The sequence below is a fragment of the Halorientalis persicus genome, from assembly GCF_900110215.1.
Lineage (GTDB): Archaea > Halobacteriota > Halobacteria > Halobacteriales > Haloarculaceae > Halorientalis > Halorientalis persica.
In genome coordinates this window covers 112,723-129,377 of sequence record NZ_FOCX01000007.1, presented here as the reverse complement: position 1 = coordinate 129,377, position 16,655 = coordinate 112,723, and the positions used below count along the sequence as shown (strand labels likewise).

Here is a 16,655-nt window from a genome sequence, read left to right as displayed (position 1 = left end):
TTAGCGGAAGCGCATATAGCCGCCGATGGCGACGACGAGGACGACGCCGACGCCGATCAGCCCCAGCGGGAAGCCGCTGCCGCTGTCACTCGGTTCGGTCACGTCGATGGGGACCCGGTAGCGATCCGAGAGCAGGGTTTCGTCGTCCGCGTCGTCGTACTCGAAGTCGATCGACAGCGGGTACTGTTTGGGCAGTGCGCCGCTGGCCCCGACGCTGAAGGAGATCGTCGTCGACTCTCCCGGGGCGAGTTCGTCGATGTACGCTTCGGAGTCGGAGACGCTGATCGGACTGTCAGCGAACATCTTCGCCGAGATGGACGACAGCGTCTCGTTTGCCGTGTTGGTGACCTCGACGCCGATGGTCGTCGAGCCGCCGTTTTCCACCGTCCCGTTGACGATGCTGACGGCGAAGGCATCCGAGCCGGGGGCCACGTCCACCCGCGTCGGCAGGTCGTCGCTCGTGCGCGAGTCGCCCTCGCTGTCGCGGTACTCCGCGACGAAGACGAACTGTTTGGGGCCGCTCGTGGCGGCGTCGCTCACCTCCATCTCGAGGTCGAAGTCGGCCGACTGGCCGGGTTCGAGGGTCCCGACGGAGTACTCTTTGTCGGTGGGGCTGAGGTTCTGTAGCTGGCTGGTGAGTCGGACGACCACGTCGTTGGCGACCAGATCACCGTCGTTGCGGATCGTCCCCGAGATGTTGCCGTCCTCGCCCACGCGGAGCGAGGACTCGACGTTCGTCAACTCGAAGTCCGTCTCGGGGAGGGGCATCACACCCAGTGAGAGCGACGCCGATTCCTGGGCCACGCCGTCGCTGTCCTCGTAGCTCGCGGTCGCGCTGAAGGAGTACCGTTGCTGTTCGGCGTCGTCGGACGCGGTGACCGTGTACTCGATGGTCTTCCGCTCGCCGGGCTTCCACTCGCCGGCGTATCGGGTCGCCGAACTCGACTGGCCGAACGTCATGTCGCCGTTCGGCGATTCGAGCTTGACGTTCGTGTCACTGGCCGCCTCGGTGCCCGTGTTCTCCATGGTCACGCCGACCGTGCCGCTCGACCCGACCTGCACGTCGGACTCGGTGTCGACGATCTCGAATCGGGCGCTGTCCTCGATTCGGAGGGTGACCTCGAATGTGTCGGTCTCCGTGTTCTCGTTGTAGCTCCGCAGCCCCGAGTCTGACTGGGTGATCTTCGAGTAGTACTCGTAGTCGACCTCCGCCGTCAGGGTGTAGGTCCCCGGTTCGGCGTCCTCGGCGACAGCGATGTCGAACGGCACTTCGGTCGAGGCCTCGCCGGGCAACTGTCCGACGGTCTGCGTGTCGGTCTCGATGCTCACCGGTGCCTTCCCGGACTGCAGGTCGACCGTCATCCCGCGAGCTTTGGTGACCTGCGCCTCCAGCCCGCCGGCGGACCCGTAGTCGATCTCTCCCTGGTTGTTGATCTGTACATTCAGCGTCGTGTCTTCCCCGGAGACGACGGTGTTGTCCCCGATCGACGCCGACAGCTCCGGATTGCCAGCCACGACGAACCCGCCAAGCGCCGGCATCGGTACCAGAAACAGTGCCACGACTCCAAGAACCGCAAGTTGTGATCCTCTCATGCTTGATTGAACGTTCAGTCAGTTCGCGTACTTGATTGAACGTTCATTCAACACAAGTATCTTTCCATTCGATTCCAGGTTCGTCGCTCGATGGGAAGAGTCGAAAGGCTATTAGTCGGTGATTGAATATTCAGTCAACAATGCCGAACCGGACGGACCTGTTCGAGCCGGACACCGACGACACGCGCGAGGCCATCATGAAGGCCACGTACGATGCACTCTCGAAGCACGGGTACGCGGATCTGACGATCCAGCGGATCGGCGACGAGTTCGACAAGAGCAAGTCGCTGCTGTATCATCACTACGACAGCAAGGACGCGCTGCTGGTCGACTTTCTGGCGTTCATGCTCGAACGGATGGAGGGAACGATTCCGCTCGAAGAGGCCGATGCTGCCGACGATCGGCTCCGGATCGGGTTCGACCACGTGTTCACGGACTTTCTCACGGGGGACAACGAGGAGTTCAACCGGGCCATGACGGAACTGCGAGCCCAGTCCGCGCACGACGACACCTTTCGCGAACAGTTCACGAAAAACGACCGATACTTCAAATCGCGGGTCGAGGACGTACTGGAAGAGGGTATCGAGCAGGGAATCTTCCGCGACGTCGACACCGAGCGGGTCGCGTCGATGATCGTCACGATCATGCAGGGGGCGATGTTCCAGGCGACGACGAGTACGGAACCCGATCTCGAGGCGGTCAAGACGGAACTGGACGCCTACGTCCAGTCCCGGCTCCTCGCCGACGACTGAGCTGCCCGGCCAGTTCAGTCTCGTCCGGCGCGTTCTTTCCAGATCCACTCCTGTGCTCGCTCGGCGGCGTGGCGCTGGCCGTCGGCGATCACCCCGCGAACCTCCCGCTCGACGGCATCGACCTCGTCGAGAACGCTCTCCAGCACGCCGTACCCCACACTCCCGCAACAGCGGTTCGGCCGCCGTGAGATGGTCAATCGCGTGGCCCGTGTCGTGGTGAAACTCGCCCAGATGCCCCGGTACCCGCTGGAGCCACTCCGGGCCCAGCTCGACCTGGTGCAACGCGGCCCGTTCGTCCTCGGGCTGGTCCGTCGATGTCGTCGATCCGCCCGATGCTATGTTTACTGTTACCACGCAACGAGTATTGCACCTCTCACGTCCTGCGGGCACCACAACCCATAGGTGCGGGAGACCCGAGGATGGGATATGCGCCGCCGCCAGTTCCTCGCGGCGACGGCCGGCATCGGACTGAGTCCGGTCGCCGCTGGTCGCCCTCGCCCGCAGTCGTCGGGTTCGTTCGCTCCACTCGGGACGCTCGAGCTTCCGGGGCTCGCCGAGACCGTCGTCGACGACGACGGCACCACGGCCGTTGCGGCCGTCTCCGACGGGTTCGCGACCGTCGATCTCACCGATCCGACCGCTCCCAGTCTGCTGGCAGAACGCCGGGACGTCCTCGCCGATCGCGAGGACGGCCCCCTGCGCAACGTCTGGGACGTGAAACGCGACGGCGACACGCTCGCCGTCGTCGGGCCGGCCAACCCGCGCCGGAACGCCGTCCAGGCCGTCGTCTTCTACGACGTGAGCGACCCCGCGGCCCCCGAGCGACTGGGCGTCCACGAGACGAGCTATCCGATCCACAACTGCGACATCGTCGACGGCGTGGCCTACCTCACCGCCAACAGCTTCGGCAGCGTCGGCCTGGCGACGGTATCGGCCGGTGCCGACCCGGAACGACTGGGGAGCTGGGCGCTCACCGACCACGACGAGCGGTGGGCCGACGTCCACTACTCGCTCGCGAACCTCCACGACGTGTTCGTCCAGGGCGGACTGGCCTACCTGGCCCACTGGGACGCCGGCACCTGGGTCGTGGACGTGGACGACCCCGCGAATCCGTCGTTCGTCTCCCGGGTCCGCGGTCGGCCGGTCGAAGAACTCCGGGAGTTCGGTCCGAATGCAGCCGACGAGGACGGGTTTCGGCTCCCCGGCAACGACCACTACGTCGCCGTGAACGACACCGGCGACCTGCTCGGCATCGGGATCGAGGCGTGGTTCCAGCCCGGCCCCGGCGGGATCGTCCTCTACGACGTGTCCGACGTGGAGAATCCCGAACGCCTCACCCGGATCGACCCGCCGCCGATTCCCGAGGGGGAGAGCGCGAGCTACTCGAACGGCGTCTGGACCACCGCCCACAACTTCGTGTTCGACGGTGACCGGCTCTACACCTCCTGGTACCAGGGCGGCGTGAAGGTCTTCGACGTGAGCGACCCCGCGAACCCCACCGAGATCGCCGCCTGGCGCGATACGTACGACGCCTGCTTCTGGACCGCGTGCCCGGCGGGCGATTTTCTGGTCGCCCCCAGCGTCGACCAGCCGCCCGGGGTCGACATCACCGAACGGCTCTACACGTTCCCCGTGCCCGGATCGGGGCTGACGCCCGCGGACGGGACCGGACCGTCGACCGACGGCGCGACCGACCAGTCGTCCGGGACCGGGACTGCGACGACCGACGCCAGCGGCCCCGGTTTCGGCGTGCTGGCGGGACTGGCCGGGCTCGGACTGGGGGCCTGGCGGTACGGGCGGCAGGACTGACAAGTTAGAGGGCGTTCTCGACCGCGCCGGCCACGCTCCGGGCCTTCTCGGCCAGATCTTCCGGCACGTCACCGGCCTCGACCGCGGCGTCGAGTTCGTCGTCGTCGACGCGCTCGACCCGGCCGTCGCCGTGTTTGACCACGTCGACGTGCAGGTCCACGTAGCGCACGGTGTCGGGGAAGACCTCTACGGGCGTACAGACGTTGACGTAGGTCCCCTTCCGGCGGTCCTCGGCGTCCCGGTAGACCGTCGCGTACCACCAGCGGCCCTCCTTGAACTTCGTGACTGCCACGTCGCCGGCCTCGATTGGCTCGCCGATGGCGTCGAGCGTCCCGCCCGGCGAGAGTTCCCGCGAGACCGTGACGGTCCCGTCGGGGTCGTACGCGGCGACCTCGCCCCGGCCCAGGCTGATGTAGCGGCCGTCTGGCTTGCCGTGCCCGATCTCGACGGAGTCGCCCTCGCGGGGGCCGAACTGCCGGGTTACGACACCGAAGGGAAAGTCCAGCCCGTCGCCGTCCTCGCCGTCCGCCGAGCCACAGATCGCCTCCGCGAAGTCGACGGCGGCGCTCGCCCGGTCGTCGCCGGCCTTGATGCGGTGGTGACCGGGCATCGTCGGCACCACGTCGCGCCGGCGCTCGTCCAGCGCGAAGCGGGACTCGCGCCCGAACCATATCCACCGTGTCGCCGACCCGTCCCAGCGCCGTCCGACCGTCTCTCCAGGGTCGGGAGCGGCTTCGAGGGCCGCGTCCAGCGACTCGGCGCGCTCGTTGTGAGCCCGCAGGGCGTCGGCGAGCGCGTCGAATTCCGCGTCGTCGGACAGGTGTCCCCAGCGGACGCCCCAGCCGTCCCGGGGGTCCGCCGCGATGAGGTCCACGATGTCCGCCGGGCCGCTGCCGCGGGTGGTCGACCCGCCCCGCACCAGTTCGGCCAGCGCGCCCGCGAACCCGAGTTCCGTGTCGAGGACGGCCCTGTTCGAACCCCAGGGCGGGGCGGGTTCCCGTACCTGCACGCGAACCCGGTCGTCGGCCTCCACGCGGTCGTCGGTGCGGTCGTAGGGCAGGAACCCCTCCACACCGTCGTCGAGGCGGACGACCGCACCGCTACCCAGCGTCTCTGTCACCCGGCCGTCGAACACCGCGTCCCGCGGCGCGGGATCTGCCCAGACGAGTGTGTCTCGCCCCACGTCGGCGAGCAGGGCCGTCACCCTCTCGACGGCCTCGGGGTCGCCGACGACGCCCACGCCTTGCCGGTCGCCCGTCGTCTCGACGCTCGCGTCGGCGTGAACCGGCGGGAACGCGTCCCCGAAGCGGTCGGCGATGGTGTCGGAGGCCTGCACCACCGACAGGTCCTCGCGGTCGGTGAAGGTGCCCGTCAGAGCCGTGCTGTAGATGCCGCGGACGCGGACGTTCATAGCGAGTCGGGGTCGGTCGTGAACCGTACCCGGTCGTGGACGGTCGGTCCCAGCGTCAACTCGACGGTGTCGTCGGTGAGGACCCGTCCTCCTTCGACGTAGACGCCCCAGCCGTCGAACTTCAGATAGCCCCGCAGGTCCGCGGCGTGGGTGTAGAGATCGATGTACTCCACGTCGTGTTCGACGATATCGCTGGCGCTGTGGGCGATGTCCATGTCCGAGTGGACGGTCTCGAGGTCCGCGAAGAAGTCCTCGATGGCGTCGGCCGTCTCGGCCGTCGCGTCGACGACGCGCTCGGAGGCCGCGTCGATCTCGTCGGTCGACAGGCCGGCCTCGCGGAGCGCCCGCTGTGTCCGCTGATCGAAGTGCATACCCGGGCGTTGGCGGGCCGGGGTCCTAAAGAATCAGGTTCAGGATCTGCACGAGGACGCCGAAGAACGCGCCGAAGGCGACGACAGTCTTCGGATCGATCCGGATCGCGTTGTTGTCCTCGGCGTCGAAGTACCGGACCAGCCCGGCACTCGACATCAGCCCCCCGCCGTCGTTGCTGCTCATACCCGAGTGTGGCCGGTCACCCGGCGTAAGTGTTTCGCCTCGCCACGGCTATTTGAACGGCCCCAATCGACCGGTTATTTAAATCAGTTCAGATACGGCAGAGAACGCTCACGCACTGGCACACGTTACTGTGTGTCACTGGGGGAAGCGATGACAGACGAGACCACTCACCAGGACGAACAGGATCGGGACTCGCGATTGAACCGCCGGAGCGTGCTGAAGGCCACGTCGGCGGCCGCGGTCGGGACGATGGGGCTCGGCGCGGCGACCGGGACGGCCACGGCCGAGGAGGCCGAAGAAGCGTTCCTCGGGAACTGTCTGGCCGACCTGCCGGCGGCACCGGACGACGCACCCATCGTCGACCTGACCGGCGAGGGGCTGGCGACTCGCGGCGCGATGCCGTCGGGCGCGGACGAGGTGCTGTTTTACATCCACGGCTGGCTCGAAGACGCCTCCGGCGGCGGCGAGAACCAGGGCCAGGCGCTGGCGGACGCACTCGACGCGAACGGGCACGACGCGCCGGTCGTCTCGGTCCTCTGGGACTCGAACACGCTCAACTGGTGGGCCGGCAAGGACGCTGCCGAAGCCGCCGGCGAGGCGTTCGCCGGCTGGCTGGACGGGTACACGAGCGACAACCCCGACACCACGGTCCGGATCGTCGGCCACTCGCTGGGCGGGCGCGCCGCCTACGCGATGCTCGATGCCCTCGAGGGCTCGGTCACGTCGGTCTCGGCCATCGGTGCCGCGAACGACCCCGACACCGTCTGTGAAGACGGGCGGTTCGGCGACGGCATCGCCAGTTCGGCCGATGCGGTGTACAACTTCCACTCCGAGAACGACGACATCGTGGCGACGGCGTACAGGCTCCTCGAGATGACCGAAGGCGTCGGTGCCGTTGGTGCCGAGTGTGACGACGGCTGGTTCGACGACGGCTCGACGCCGGACACCTACACCGACGTGGACGTCAGCGACGCCGTACTGAACCACTGTGACTACTTCCGGCCCGACAGAGGCTGTGTCCCGGAGGTCGTCGACCGATTCGACGGCGGTGGGGCGGAGGCAGAGAGCGAGGAGAACGAAGACGACGGCTGGTGGTGAGCGGTCTCCCGGCGGTCCGACGCCGCAATCGCGGCTACTGCATCTCCGCGACCGTGTCGCGGAACTCGCCCATCGCCCGATCCGACACCGTCGCGTCGACGAGTTCGCTCTCGATCCGGCGGAGGTGTTTGCCGACCGCGCTGGCCGAACAGTCCAGGTCGGCCGCGATGTCGTCGTAGGTGGCCTCGCGTGGCGATTCGTAGTAGCCCTTCTCGACGGCGACCAGCAACACCTCGCGCTGGCGCTCGGTGAGGCCGGCGAAGCGCCGGTCCGTTCCCGGGTCGTAGTCGCCGATGCGTTCGATGGTCACGTCGATCTTCTCGCGCGTCGCCGCGATCTGTTCTTGCAGTTGGTCTTTCGCACCGATCACGGACACCCGGAGCGTCGAGATCGACGGGTCGACGAACTCGAGTGGGAAGTCCAGATGCGTCGCGTAGGTGTCGTGGAGTTCGATCAGGTTCCTGATGAGGTCGCTCGGGTAGTAGTGAACCTGTAGCATGACGTGATCCCCGGCGTCGGCCACCTGATAGTCGATCACCTTCCCGTCCGCGTGGGCGAGACTCTCGTCGATCTGATCGCGGGTCGCCGTCGCCTCGTACAGCATCACCGCCGTCCCGTCGGTCAGCAGGTCGAGGTCCCGGATCGACCGGAGGACGACCCCACACTCGCGAAAGATCACCTCCCCGGGGTCGAAATACCCCCGTTCCGGCGTCAGCGCGTACGTGACGTATCTCACAGTACCTGTACCGCGAACCGTCTCAATAGTGATTGTCCCCGTTTCGAGGCTCAATACGGCCGCCCACTGTGACCGCTCCTGATAAAATTATTCACTTTGAAAGCAGAAATTTAAGCAATCAGGCGGCGCTGAGGAGTACTGTGGTGTGACTGCGATACGGACGCTCGCCGGCGATACGGGCGTCGGTGGCCGGTGTCTCGAATCCCCCACCGGTTCGCCGGGTCGGTCCCGCCGGCGGTCGGCGTCCGTTCGAGCGCCCGGCTCCGTGGTGTGCCTGTGGGACCTGCCCCGCGGTGTCGGGACCCGACACCACGTCGCGTCTGTTCCCCACGCAGGCGCCCCGACTCTCACTTTTCGGGCGCGGTCGTGTCGATCAGTTCGCTCCGTCGGCGTCCGCCCGGACGCCGGTTTCGGGAACGACACCGGTCAGGAGTTCGCTCTCGATCCGGCGGAGGTGCTGGCCGACGGCCCCGGCCGAACAGTCGAGATCGGCCGCGATGTCCTCGTAAGTCGCCTGCCGTGGCACGTCGTAGTACCCCTTCTCGACGGCGGTCTGTAACACCTCGCGCTGGCGCTCGGTGAGCGTCCCGAACTCGCGGCTGGCCGCCGGTTCGTAACTGCTCACCTTCTCGATCGTCACGTCGATGGCCTCGCGGGTCGCCGTGATCTGGTCCTGCAGTTCCGATTCGGGCCCCAGCAGCGAGATCCGCAGGCTCGACGTGTCCGTGCGGACGAACTCCAGCGGGTATTCCAGATGGGTGGCGTGCGACCGGTGGAGATCGAAGAGGCTCCTGACGGCGTCGCTCGGGTGGTAGTGGACCTGGAGCCGCCGCGTCCCCTCGCCGCCGGCGGTATCGTAGCCGATCACCTTGTCGCCGGCCCCCGACAGACTCGCGTGGATGTCGTCGACGTCGGCCGACACCGAGTAGAGCGCCACGAACGACCCGTCGGTGAGGATGCTGACGTCCTCGATGGTCCGCAGAATCACCCCGTGATCCCTGAAGACCTCCTCCCCCGGATCGAAGTACCCCCGATTCGGCGTGATGACGTAGGAAGCGAACCGCATACGCGCCACTTTCGTGACCCGGCGAATAAATGTTCTGTCGTGCCAGTCCCGTTCACGGCGGCTGTCGCCGGGTACGAGGGCGCCCTGGCAGTGAAAACCCTTATCGGGAACCGAGGGTTACATCCGTCGTAGATCTATGACAGTCACGCTCAAGGACTTCTACGCGGACTGGTGCGGTCCGTGTAAAACTCAGGACCCCATCCTGGAGGAGCTGGAGACGGAGTGGGAAAGCGTCGAGTTCGAGAAGGTAAACGTCGACGAGGAGCAGGACGTGGCCAACGAGTACCAGGTCCGATCCCTGCCCACGCTCATCGTCGAGAACGACGACGGCATCGTCGACCGGTTCGTGGGCGTCACGCAGGCCGACGACATCGAGGACGCCCTCGAGAAGGCTGGCGCGTAGTCTGACGACGATCGTATTTTCCGGGTCCCCGCTCAGAGGACCTGTCGCTGACAGGTCCCACAGAGGTTCTCCTCTTTCACGTCGACCTCGCGCACGGTCGGCGAGAAGTTCATCACACAGCGTTTGTTGTCACAGTGTTCCAGACCGAGCGTGTGGCCGATCTCGTGGACGACCTCTTTGCGGACGCGATCGCTGAAGATGTCTTCCGCGGAGCGATTCGAGAACCCGCCGTCCGAGGAGGTCTGGAGCCGATAGGTCGAGATGACGCTGCCGTTTCCGTCGAGGTAGGCGAGCCCGAAGACGTAGTTGCGGCGGCGATAGAAGAGGTCTTTCGGGGTGATCGCGATGTTTTTCTCCCCGGAGCCGACGTGGCTCGCGAGTTCGATGAACTCCTCGGCGCGGAACTGGTCCCGATTGGCGTCGTAGGACCCGTCAGGCACCGGCTGGGCGTCGTGGACCGTGACCTCGCAGTCGTAGACGGTCCGCAACCCGGCGGAGGCTTCCCGCTTGACCGGGGCGGCCACCTCGCCGACCGGCACGATGTCGACGTGCATGCCAACGCATATGACCGGCCTGCCCATAAACATCCCGCCGTGTCCGACGCTCGTCACGCCGCCCTCGTCGACAGATTGGCCGTCTACGACACCCTCGTGGAGGTCGGCGTGGGGCATCGCCCCGCCGTCGCCGCCGCCCTGGCTGACCGGAACTGTACCGTCACCGCCACCGACGTGCACGACCGTCCGGTTCCCGCGAGCGTCGCTTTCGTCCGCGACGACGTGACCGACCCCGACGCCGCCGTCTACGCCGACGCCGACGCCGTCTACGCGTTGAATCTGCCGCCGGAACTCCACCGACCCACCCGCGCCGTCGCTCGCGAGGCCGGTGCGGACTTTCTGTTCACCACGCTGGGTGGTGACCCGCCGCTGGTGCCGGTTACCCGCGAGTCCCTCGCCGGGACCGGTAGGACGCTGTTCGTGGCCGACGACGCCCGACCCGGCTGACTGTGTGGTGTGATGGCACACCACTCCCTTCAGAACTCGACAGGTCAGAAGCGGTTTTCAAGGCGGCCCGTTATGAGAACAGTATGCAGGTAGACGCGGTCGTGCTCGACATCGACGGAGTGCTCGTCGATGTCGCCGACTCCTACCGCCGGGCTATCGTCGAGTCTATCGAACACGTCTACGGGGACACGGTCGACCGGGCGGCCATCCAGCAGTTCAAGGACGCCGGGGGATTCAACAACGACTGGGAACTCACCTACGCGGCGGCGCTGTACGTGCTGGCCACCCAGTACGGACTCGACCGTGATCTCGAATCGTTCACCGACATGATCGCCGCGACCGGCGGCGGCCTCGACGCCGCCGAGACGGTCGTGGTCAACGCCGTCGGCCCGGCCGAGCGCGAACGCATCTACGACGCCTGGGACACCGAGCGCCTGCGCGAGGTCTTCCAGCAACTCTACCTCGGGAGCGACCTGTACCGCGAACTGGAGGGCGGCGATCCCGACCTCGATACGGCAGGGTTCATCAACGACGAACCGAAGCTCGTCGACCCCGAAGCACTCTCGCGCCTCCAGCGCAAGTTCGACGTGGGCGTGCTCACCGGCCGCCCCGCCGCCGAGGCCGACATCGCGCTCGACCGCGTTGGTCTGGACGTGCCCGACGACCACCGCTTCACGATGGACGACTGGGAGGAGGGAAAACCCCATCCGCGCGCGCTGACGACGCTGGCCGAGCGGTTCGGGGCCGACGCCGTCGCCTTCGCCGGCGACACGCTCGACGACGTGCGCACCGCCGGCAACGCCGCCGAGGCCGACCCCGACCGGACCTACTACGGTGTGGGCGTGCTCACCGGCGGCCTCACCGGCGAGTCGGGTCGCGAGAAGTACGAACGCGCGGGGGCGGATCTGGTGATCGACTCCGTCAACGACCTCCCCGGTCGGCTGGACGACTGACGCGGCAACGTCGACCGCTCGCGCAACGCTTTTCGGGGTCTCGCCGTACCTACGAGTATGCAAATCGCACTGCTGGGTGGCACCGGTGACATCGGTGAAGGACTGGCGCTTCGCTTCGCCTACGACACCGACCACGACGTGTTGATCGGCTCCCGCGAGGCGAGCCGCGCCGAAACCAAGGCCCGGGAGTACGAGACCGAACTCGACAGCCGCGGCGTCGAGGTCGAGGTTACGGGCCACGACAACGTCGACGCCGCCGCGGCCGCCGACGTGGTCGTCCTCGCAGTCCCGGCCTACCACCTCGCCGACACCGTCGAGGCCATCGAAGCCGAACTGGGCGAGAACACCGTCCTCGTCACCCCCGCCGTCGGGATGAAACGCGACGAGGACGGCTTCCACTACAACCGCCCCGGTGCGGGCAGCGTGACCGCGCTGGCCGCCGAGGCCGCCCCCGCGGACGTCCCCGTCGTCGGCGCGTACCACAACCTCCCTGCGGCCCGGCTGGCCAACCTCGACGCCGATCTGGACATCGACACGGCCATCGTCGGCGACGACGCCGACGCCGTCGCTACCGTGACCCGGCTGACCGAGGCGATCGAGGGCCTGCGCCCCGTCGACGCCGGCCCGCTCGCCAACGCCGCCGAGATCGAGGCGATCACGCCCCTCCTGATCAACGTCGCCAAGAACAACGACGGGATGCACGACCTGGGCGTGCGGTTCCAGTAGGACCGACCTCGATTCTTACAGGTCCAGCGTCACCGGCTCGATCCGCCGCGCATCCAGGTATCTGTCGATGTGGGGGTGGCGTTCGCCGATCTCCTCGGGCTGGTGGGCGTCCGAGCCGACCGTGATCGGGATGTCGTAGTCGGTCAGCACGTCCAGGAAGGCCGGCGACGGGTGAAACTCCCCGTAGTCGGCCAGCGCACGGCCGGCGTTGAGTTCGGGAATGGTCGGCGAGTCGACGAAGGCCTCGGCGACGCGTCGGTAGTGGCCCTCGGTCGCGAGATTCCGGAGCGCGGGATTGCGCTCCACGAGATCGACGTGGGCAGCCACGTCGAACAGTTCGGAGTCGATCAGCGCCACGAGGTGGTCGAAGTAGCGGTCGACGGCGGCCTGGCGGTCGCTCTCGGACTGGTCGGCGAAGTATGGTTCGACGTGGACGTTGACGCCGTCGAGGTAGTGGACGCTGCCGATGGTGTACTGGAAGTCCGCCTCGTCGAGAAACGCGCGGATCGCGGCCTCCTCCTCGGGATGGTAGTCCATCTCGACACCGTCGTAGATGGCGATCTCTGACTCCTCGCGGAGTCGCTGGATCGCCTCCCGACGGCGCTCGTAGGTCTCGTCGAGGTTGAACCCGAGCAGGTTCTTCTGCTCTCTGATCTCCTCGCGGTCCGAGACGTTGCAGTGATCGGCGATTCCCACGCCCGCGAGGCCGGCCTCGGCAGCCGCCCGAACCATCTGGAACAGGAAGCGTCCGTCCGAGTACGTCGAGTGGACGTGGTAATCCCGGTCCATCTGACGTGTGTGCTACCGGCTCTCGCTCCATAACGCCCCGTTGCGTTTCAGCGTTCGATGTAGGCCCGATCCACCTGGGTTCCCCCACGGCCGAGACCACCACGTCTTTTTGACAGGTCCGCCAAAGGCCGCCCGTGAACGCGCTCGAACTGTGGATTCGACTGGCGGCGGGCCTCGCGTTGATCCTCGCGAACGGCTTTTTCGTCGCCATCGAGTTCGCCCTGACTCGCGTCCGACAGTACCCCGAAGCGGAGTTCGACAAGCCAGGACTCCGCCGCGCCTGGGAGATGACCGACGACCTGGAGATCTACCTGACCAGCTGTCAGGTGGGGATCACCGCCTCGTCCATCGCGGTCGGGATCGTCGCCGAACCGGCGCTGGCGGCCATCTTCGAACCGTACATCGCAAACACCGCGCTGGCTTCGATCGGTGCCGGCGGGATCATCGCCTTCCTGATCATCAACCTCGTCCACCTGACCCACGGCGAACAGACCCCGACCTACCTCGGCGTCGAGCGGACGAAGTTCGTCACCCGCTGGGGTGCGACGCCGTTGTACTGGTTCGCCTGGCTCATCTCGCCGATCATCAAGGTCGGTGACGGGATCGCCAAGTGGACGCTGAAACTGTTCGGCGTCGAGATGACCGGCGCGTGGCTCGAAGCCGAAGAGGACATCATCGAGTCCCGCGCGGACCTGCGCAACCGGCTGGACTACCTGCTCGAACAGGGCGACCTCTCTGAGGAACGACGCGAGGAGATTCGCAACGCCCTCCGGGTCGGCGAGGAACCCATCAGCGAAGTCATGACGCCCGTCGATGACGTGGTCTTTCTCTCGACGGCGGCGTCCGTCGCGGAGAACCTGGACCGGATCGGCTCCAGCCCACACACTCGCTTCCCGCTGGTCGGCGAGGGCCCCGAGGACTTCCTCGGCATCGTCTACGTCCCCTCGGTGGTCGACCGGATCGACGACCTCCGGGCCGGCGACACCGCCTTCGAGGAGATCGCCGCGCCGCCGATGACGATGACGCCCGACACGATCATCAGCGACGCCGTCGACCAGTTCCAGGCCGAGAGTCAGGAACTCGCGCTGGTCCTTTCCGAGGGCGAGGTCGTCGGCCTGCTCACCGCGACCGACGCGCTGGAAGCCGTCATGGGCGACATCGAGGACCCCCTCGACGAGAACGTCGACCTCTCGGCGGAAGAACGGCGACTCGACTAGTCGAGTCGGGCCCCGTCCCGCGGACAGAACTCGTACTCGTCGGCGGTCGTCCGGAATCCACACTGTGGACACTCCCGGACGCGTTCGGTCTCGTCGTCGCCGTCGCCCCGGAACAGGAACGGGACGAACGGGAGAAAGAGAAATACCGCCAGTGTCTCGAAGTACCACCACAGCACGACGGTGACGAGCAGACTCACCGCGAGTCCGACCGCCGCGGTCACGGTTCTCGAACCGACCATATCCGTGGTAGCGACCCCCGGGACAAAAGCCGGCCGGCCCTCACTCGCGCGAACTCGTCCCAATCGATGTGTTTCTGCACCGACTCGACTGGAGGCATGAGCGTGTGCGAACGCGTCTGGTCGGAGCTCCGGGACCGATACGGGGAGGCGCTCCGGACTGTGATCCGGTACCATCCGACGGATTTCGAGGCGCAGATGCGTGCGGATCTCCGGTCGCAGTACTCCGACGACGACGTCCAGTCGTTCGTCGACGAAGTGATCGTCAACTACCTGAACCTGGGCACGCAGTCGGGGGCCGCGGACCTTGGCGAGTTCCACGGTACCGTTCGCATCTTCGAGGACGTGTGGGTGTTCTCCTGGCCGGACCAGCCCGACGAGAAGGCGGGCTTTTTGATCACGCTCGACCGCGACAGCTCGGTCGGTGTCGAGGCTGCCACGGAGATCGAGGCGTTCCTGACCGAGGAGATCGCCGCGGAAATTCAGCTGTAGTAGTACTCGCCGTCTTTCTTCTGCTGGCGGTCGAGTTGCGAGCCGGGTTTGTTGACCCGCGGTCGCGAGGTCCGCTCGTCGCGGCGGAAGGTCACGTCGAGGTTCGCGAGGAACTCGTTCATGCCCTCGCGCATCCCCTTGGGTGCGGAGGCCTGCCCGTGTTCGGCGGGTTCGCCGTCGAAGACGAGCAGGCGGTCGGCCAGCAGGTCGATCATGTAGATGTCGTGGTCGATGACCAGCGCGGTGGCGTCGTGGATCTCGGTGTACCGGCGAATGGCGTCGGTCGCCAGCACGCGCTGTTCCACGTCCAGGTGGGCCGAGGGCTCGTCCAGCAGGTAGAGGTCGGCGTCCTTCGAGAGACAGGCCGCGATGGCGACCCGCTGGCGCTCCCCGCCCGAGAGGTCGGTGAGGTTCTGCTCCATCACCCGGTTCAACTGGAGTGGCTCTGCGATCTCGGTCTTCCAGTAGGACGACCCGAAGTCGTCGGTGATCGACCGGAGGAACGCGTCGACCCGCATATGCTGGTCGATCTCGATGTACTGGGGCTTGTAAGAGATGTCCAGGTCCGCGTCGACCTCGCCCGAGTCGGGGTCGAGTCGGCCGGCGAGCAACTGGGCGAAGGTGGACTTCCCGATCCCGTTGGGACCGACCACGCCGAGGACTTCGCCCTCGTGGATCTGGCCGGCCTCGGCTTCGAGGCTGAACTCGCCGTCCCCGTAGGACTTGGTGAGTTCGGGGTACTCCGCGACCACCTGCCCGCTGGTCACGGTGCGAGGCGCGTGTTCCTCGAACTCGATGGCGTCCTGACGGATGCGCATATTCTCGTTCTCGAGATAGCCCGAGAGGTACTCGTTGATCCCGTTACGGACCGACTTCGGCGGCGTGATGATCCCGAACGCCCCCGGACTCCCGTAGGCCAGATGGATGTTGTCGGCCAGCAGATCGAGGATCGCGAGGTCGTGCTCGACGACCAGCATCGAGCGGTTCTCCTCCTCGGCGAGTTCGCGGACGATCCGGGCGGCGGTGACGCGCTGGCCGATGTCCAGATACGGCGTGATCTCGTCGAGGAAGTAGAAGTCGGCCTCGCGCGCCAGCGTGGCGGTCATGGCCACGCGCTGGAGTTCACCGCCGGAGATGGAGTCGATGTCCTGATCGAGGACGGCCTCGATGCCGAATCGCTCGACCAGATCGTCCAGCGCTCCGCGCTCGTCGGTCCGTTCGAGGAGTTCGCGCGTCTTGCCGTCGAACTGGCCGGGAATCTGGTCGACGTACTGGGGCTTGCGCGCGACGGTCACCTCGTCGTCGCGCAACTCTTCGAGGTAGCCCTGGAGTTCGGTGCCGCGGTACTCCTCCAGAATGGCCTCCCAGTCGGGTTCCTGGTTGAACAGCCCGAGGTTGGGGCGCATCTCGCCGGCGAGGATGTGGACGGCCGTCGTCTTCCCGATCCCGTTCGGACCGAGGATGCCGGTGACCTGCCCCTCCTCGGGGGCGGGGAGGCCATAAAGTGCGAAGGCGTTCTCGCCGTAGCGGTGAACGGGTTCCTCGTCGAGTTCCTGTGGGAGGTTGATGATCTCGATGGCGTCGAACGGGCACTTCTCGACGCAGATGCCGCAGGATTCGCCGAGACAGAGCTCCTCGCTGATCGAGATCTGGTCGGGGCCGCCCTCGTAGAGGTCGGGATCGTCGTACCGTTCCTCCCGGGTCACGATGCACTCTTCGCCCGTCCGGTTCGGTGGACAGAAGTTCGCACACTCGTAGTTACACCGGTCGGGCTGACATCTATCGAGGTCGACGACGGCGATGCTGTCTTCGGCCATG

General features: G+C 66.7%; 20 protein-coding genes. 9 read left to right on the top strand and 11 right to left on the bottom strand.

All coding sequences use genetic code 11. The annotated features are described in order from the left end of the window. A complete protein-coding gene (locus BMX17_RS09940) occupies positions 1-1,560 on the bottom strand; it encodes a COG1361 S-layer family protein (protein WP_170845375.1) in 1,560 nt (519 codons plus the stop codon). A gap of 173 nt (positions 1,561-1,733) precedes the next feature. Here BMX17_RS09940 and BMX17_RS09935 point away from each other — a divergent pair, with 173 nt between their 5' ends. Beyond that, a complete protein-coding gene (locus BMX17_RS09935) occupies positions 1,734-2,345 on the top strand; it encodes a TetR/AcrR family transcriptional regulator (protein WP_092659535.1) in 612 nt (203 codons plus the stop codon). 14 nt (positions 2,346-2,359) lie between these two features. Here BMX17_RS09935 and BMX17_RS26655 read toward each other — a convergent pair whose 3' ends face one another. Further along, a complete protein-coding gene (locus BMX17_RS26655; protein WP_211611316.1) occupies positions 2,360-2,503 on the bottom strand; it encodes a hypothetical protein in 144 nt (47 codons plus the stop codon). Positions 2,504-2,771: 268 nt separating this feature from the next. On the opposite strand from BMX17_RS26655, the gene BMX17_RS09925 reads away from it, so the two are divergent. Next, a complete protein-coding gene (locus tag BMX17_RS09925; protein WP_092659533.1) occupies positions 2,772-4,154 on the top strand; it encodes an LVIVD repeat-containing protein in 1,383 nt (460 codons plus the stop codon). 4 nt (positions 4,155-4,158) lie between these two features. On the opposite strand, the gene BMX17_RS09920 is transcribed toward BMX17_RS09925, so the two are convergent. From BMX17_RS09920 to BMX17_RS09910, 3 genes are read right to left on the bottom strand one after another with little or no spacing between them, the layout of a single operon-like run. Continuing rightward, a complete protein-coding gene (locus tag BMX17_RS09920) occupies positions 4,159-5,565 on the bottom strand; it encodes a ribonuclease FAU-1 family protein (RefSeq protein WP_092659530.1) in 1,407 nt (468 codons plus the stop codon). Then, a complete protein-coding gene (locus tag BMX17_RS09915) occupies positions 5,562-5,936 on the bottom strand; it encodes a DUF7532 family protein (RefSeq protein ID WP_092659527.1) in 375 nt (124 codons plus the stop codon). Before BMX17_RS09915 ends, BMX17_RS09920 begins: the two co-directional genes overlap by 4 nt. Positions 5,937-5,961: 25 nt before the next feature. After that, entirely contained in the window at positions 5,962-6,120 is a 159-nt protein-coding gene (locus BMX17_RS09910; protein WP_092659525.1) for a preprotein translocase subunit Sec61beta, read from the bottom strand. Between the two features lie 150 nt (positions 6,121-6,270). On the opposite strand from BMX17_RS09910, the gene BMX17_RS09905 reads away from it, so the two are divergent. Then, entirely contained in the window at positions 6,271-7,218 is a 948-nt protein-coding gene (locus BMX17_RS09905) for an alpha/beta hydrolase (protein WP_092659523.1), read from the top strand. Positions 7,219-7,252: 34 nt separating this feature from the next. Here BMX17_RS09905 and BMX17_RS09900 read toward each other — a convergent pair whose 3' ends face one another. Next, a complete protein-coding gene (locus tag BMX17_RS09900) occupies positions 7,253-7,954 on the bottom strand; it encodes a helix-turn-helix domain-containing protein (RefSeq protein WP_092659521.1) in 702 nt (233 codons plus the stop codon). Positions 7,955-8,327: 373 nt separating this feature from the next. Continuing rightward, positions 8,328-9,020 carry a helix-turn-helix domain-containing protein gene (locus tag BMX17_RS09895; RefSeq protein WP_092659519.1) on the bottom strand — a complete coding sequence of 231 codons (693 nt, stop codon included), beginning with the start codon at positions 9,018-9,020 and terminating at the stop codon, positions 8,328-8,330. Between the two features lie 136 nt (positions 9,021-9,156). Between BMX17_RS09895 and BMX17_RS09890 the strand changes: the two genes are divergently transcribed. Then, on the top strand, positions 9,157-9,423 hold the full coding sequence (locus BMX17_RS09890; protein WP_092659517.1) for a thioredoxin family protein: 267 nt from the start codon (positions 9,157-9,159) through the stop codon (positions 9,421-9,423). A gap of 32 nt (positions 9,424-9,455) precedes the next feature. Here BMX17_RS09890 and BMX17_RS09885 read toward each other — a convergent pair whose 3' ends face one another. Further along, a complete protein-coding gene (locus tag BMX17_RS09885) occupies positions 9,456-9,977 on the bottom strand; it encodes an archaemetzincin family Zn-dependent metalloprotease (RefSeq protein ID WP_092659514.1) in 522 nt (173 codons plus the stop codon). 39 nt (positions 9,978-10,016) lie between these two features. Between BMX17_RS09885 and BMX17_RS09880 the strand changes: the two genes are divergently transcribed. The 3 genes from BMX17_RS09880 (at position 10,017) to npdG (ending at position 12,103) form a co-directional block, all read left to right on the top strand. Further along, complete coding sequence (locus BMX17_RS09880) at positions 10,017-10,424, top strand: UPF0146 family protein (protein ID WP_092659512.1); 408 nt, start codon at positions 10,017-10,019, stop codon at positions 10,422-10,424. An 83-nt stretch (positions 10,425-10,507) separates the two neighbouring features. After that, the gene (locus BMX17_RS09875; RefSeq protein ID WP_092659510.1) at positions 10,508-11,377 is read left to right on the top strand and encodes a TIGR01548 family HAD-type hydrolase; all 870 of its coding nucleotides are present in this window, start codon (positions 10,508-10,510) and stop codon (positions 11,375-11,377) included. Positions 11,378-11,434: 57 nt separating this feature from the next. Then, a complete protein-coding gene (npdG, locus tag BMX17_RS09870) occupies positions 11,435-12,103 on the top strand; it encodes an NADPH-dependent F420 reductase (RefSeq protein WP_092659508.1) in 669 nt (222 codons plus the stop codon). 15 nt (positions 12,104-12,118) lie between these two features. On the opposite strand, the gene BMX17_RS09865 is transcribed toward npdG, so the two are convergent. After that, entirely contained in the window at positions 12,119-12,892 is a 774-nt protein-coding gene (locus BMX17_RS09865; protein ID WP_092659506.1) for a PHP domain-containing protein, read from the bottom strand. Between the two features lie 134 nt (positions 12,893-13,026). Here BMX17_RS09865 and BMX17_RS09860 point away from each other — a divergent pair, with 134 nt between their 5' ends. Beyond that, positions 13,027-14,109 carry a CNNM domain-containing protein gene (locus BMX17_RS09860; RefSeq protein WP_092659504.1) on the top strand — a complete coding sequence of 361 codons (1,083 nt, stop codon included), beginning with the start codon at positions 13,027-13,029 and terminating at the stop codon, positions 14,107-14,109. Here BMX17_RS09860 and BMX17_RS09855 read toward each other — a convergent pair. Further along, on the bottom strand, positions 14,106-14,348 hold the full coding sequence (locus BMX17_RS09855) for a hypothetical protein (protein ID WP_092659501.1): 243 nt from the start codon (positions 14,346-14,348) through the stop codon (positions 14,106-14,108). The genes BMX17_RS09860 and BMX17_RS09855 overlap by 4 nt on opposite strands. 96 nt (positions 14,349-14,444) lie before the next feature. On the opposite strand from BMX17_RS09855, the gene BMX17_RS09850 reads away from it, so the two are divergent. Beyond that, positions 14,445-14,837, top strand: coding sequence for a DUF7522 family protein (locus BMX17_RS09850; protein WP_092659499.1), 393 nt, complete (start codon positions 14,445-14,447; stop codon positions 14,835-14,837). Here the strand turns inward: BMX17_RS09850 and BMX17_RS09845 are convergent. Further along, positions 14,828-16,654, bottom strand: coding sequence for a ribosome biogenesis/translation initiation ATPase RLI (locus BMX17_RS09845; protein ID WP_092659497.1), 1,827 nt, complete (start codon positions 16,652-16,654; stop codon positions 14,828-14,830). The genes BMX17_RS09850 and BMX17_RS09845 overlap by 10 nt on opposite strands. Position 16,655: the final 1 nt, after the last annotated feature.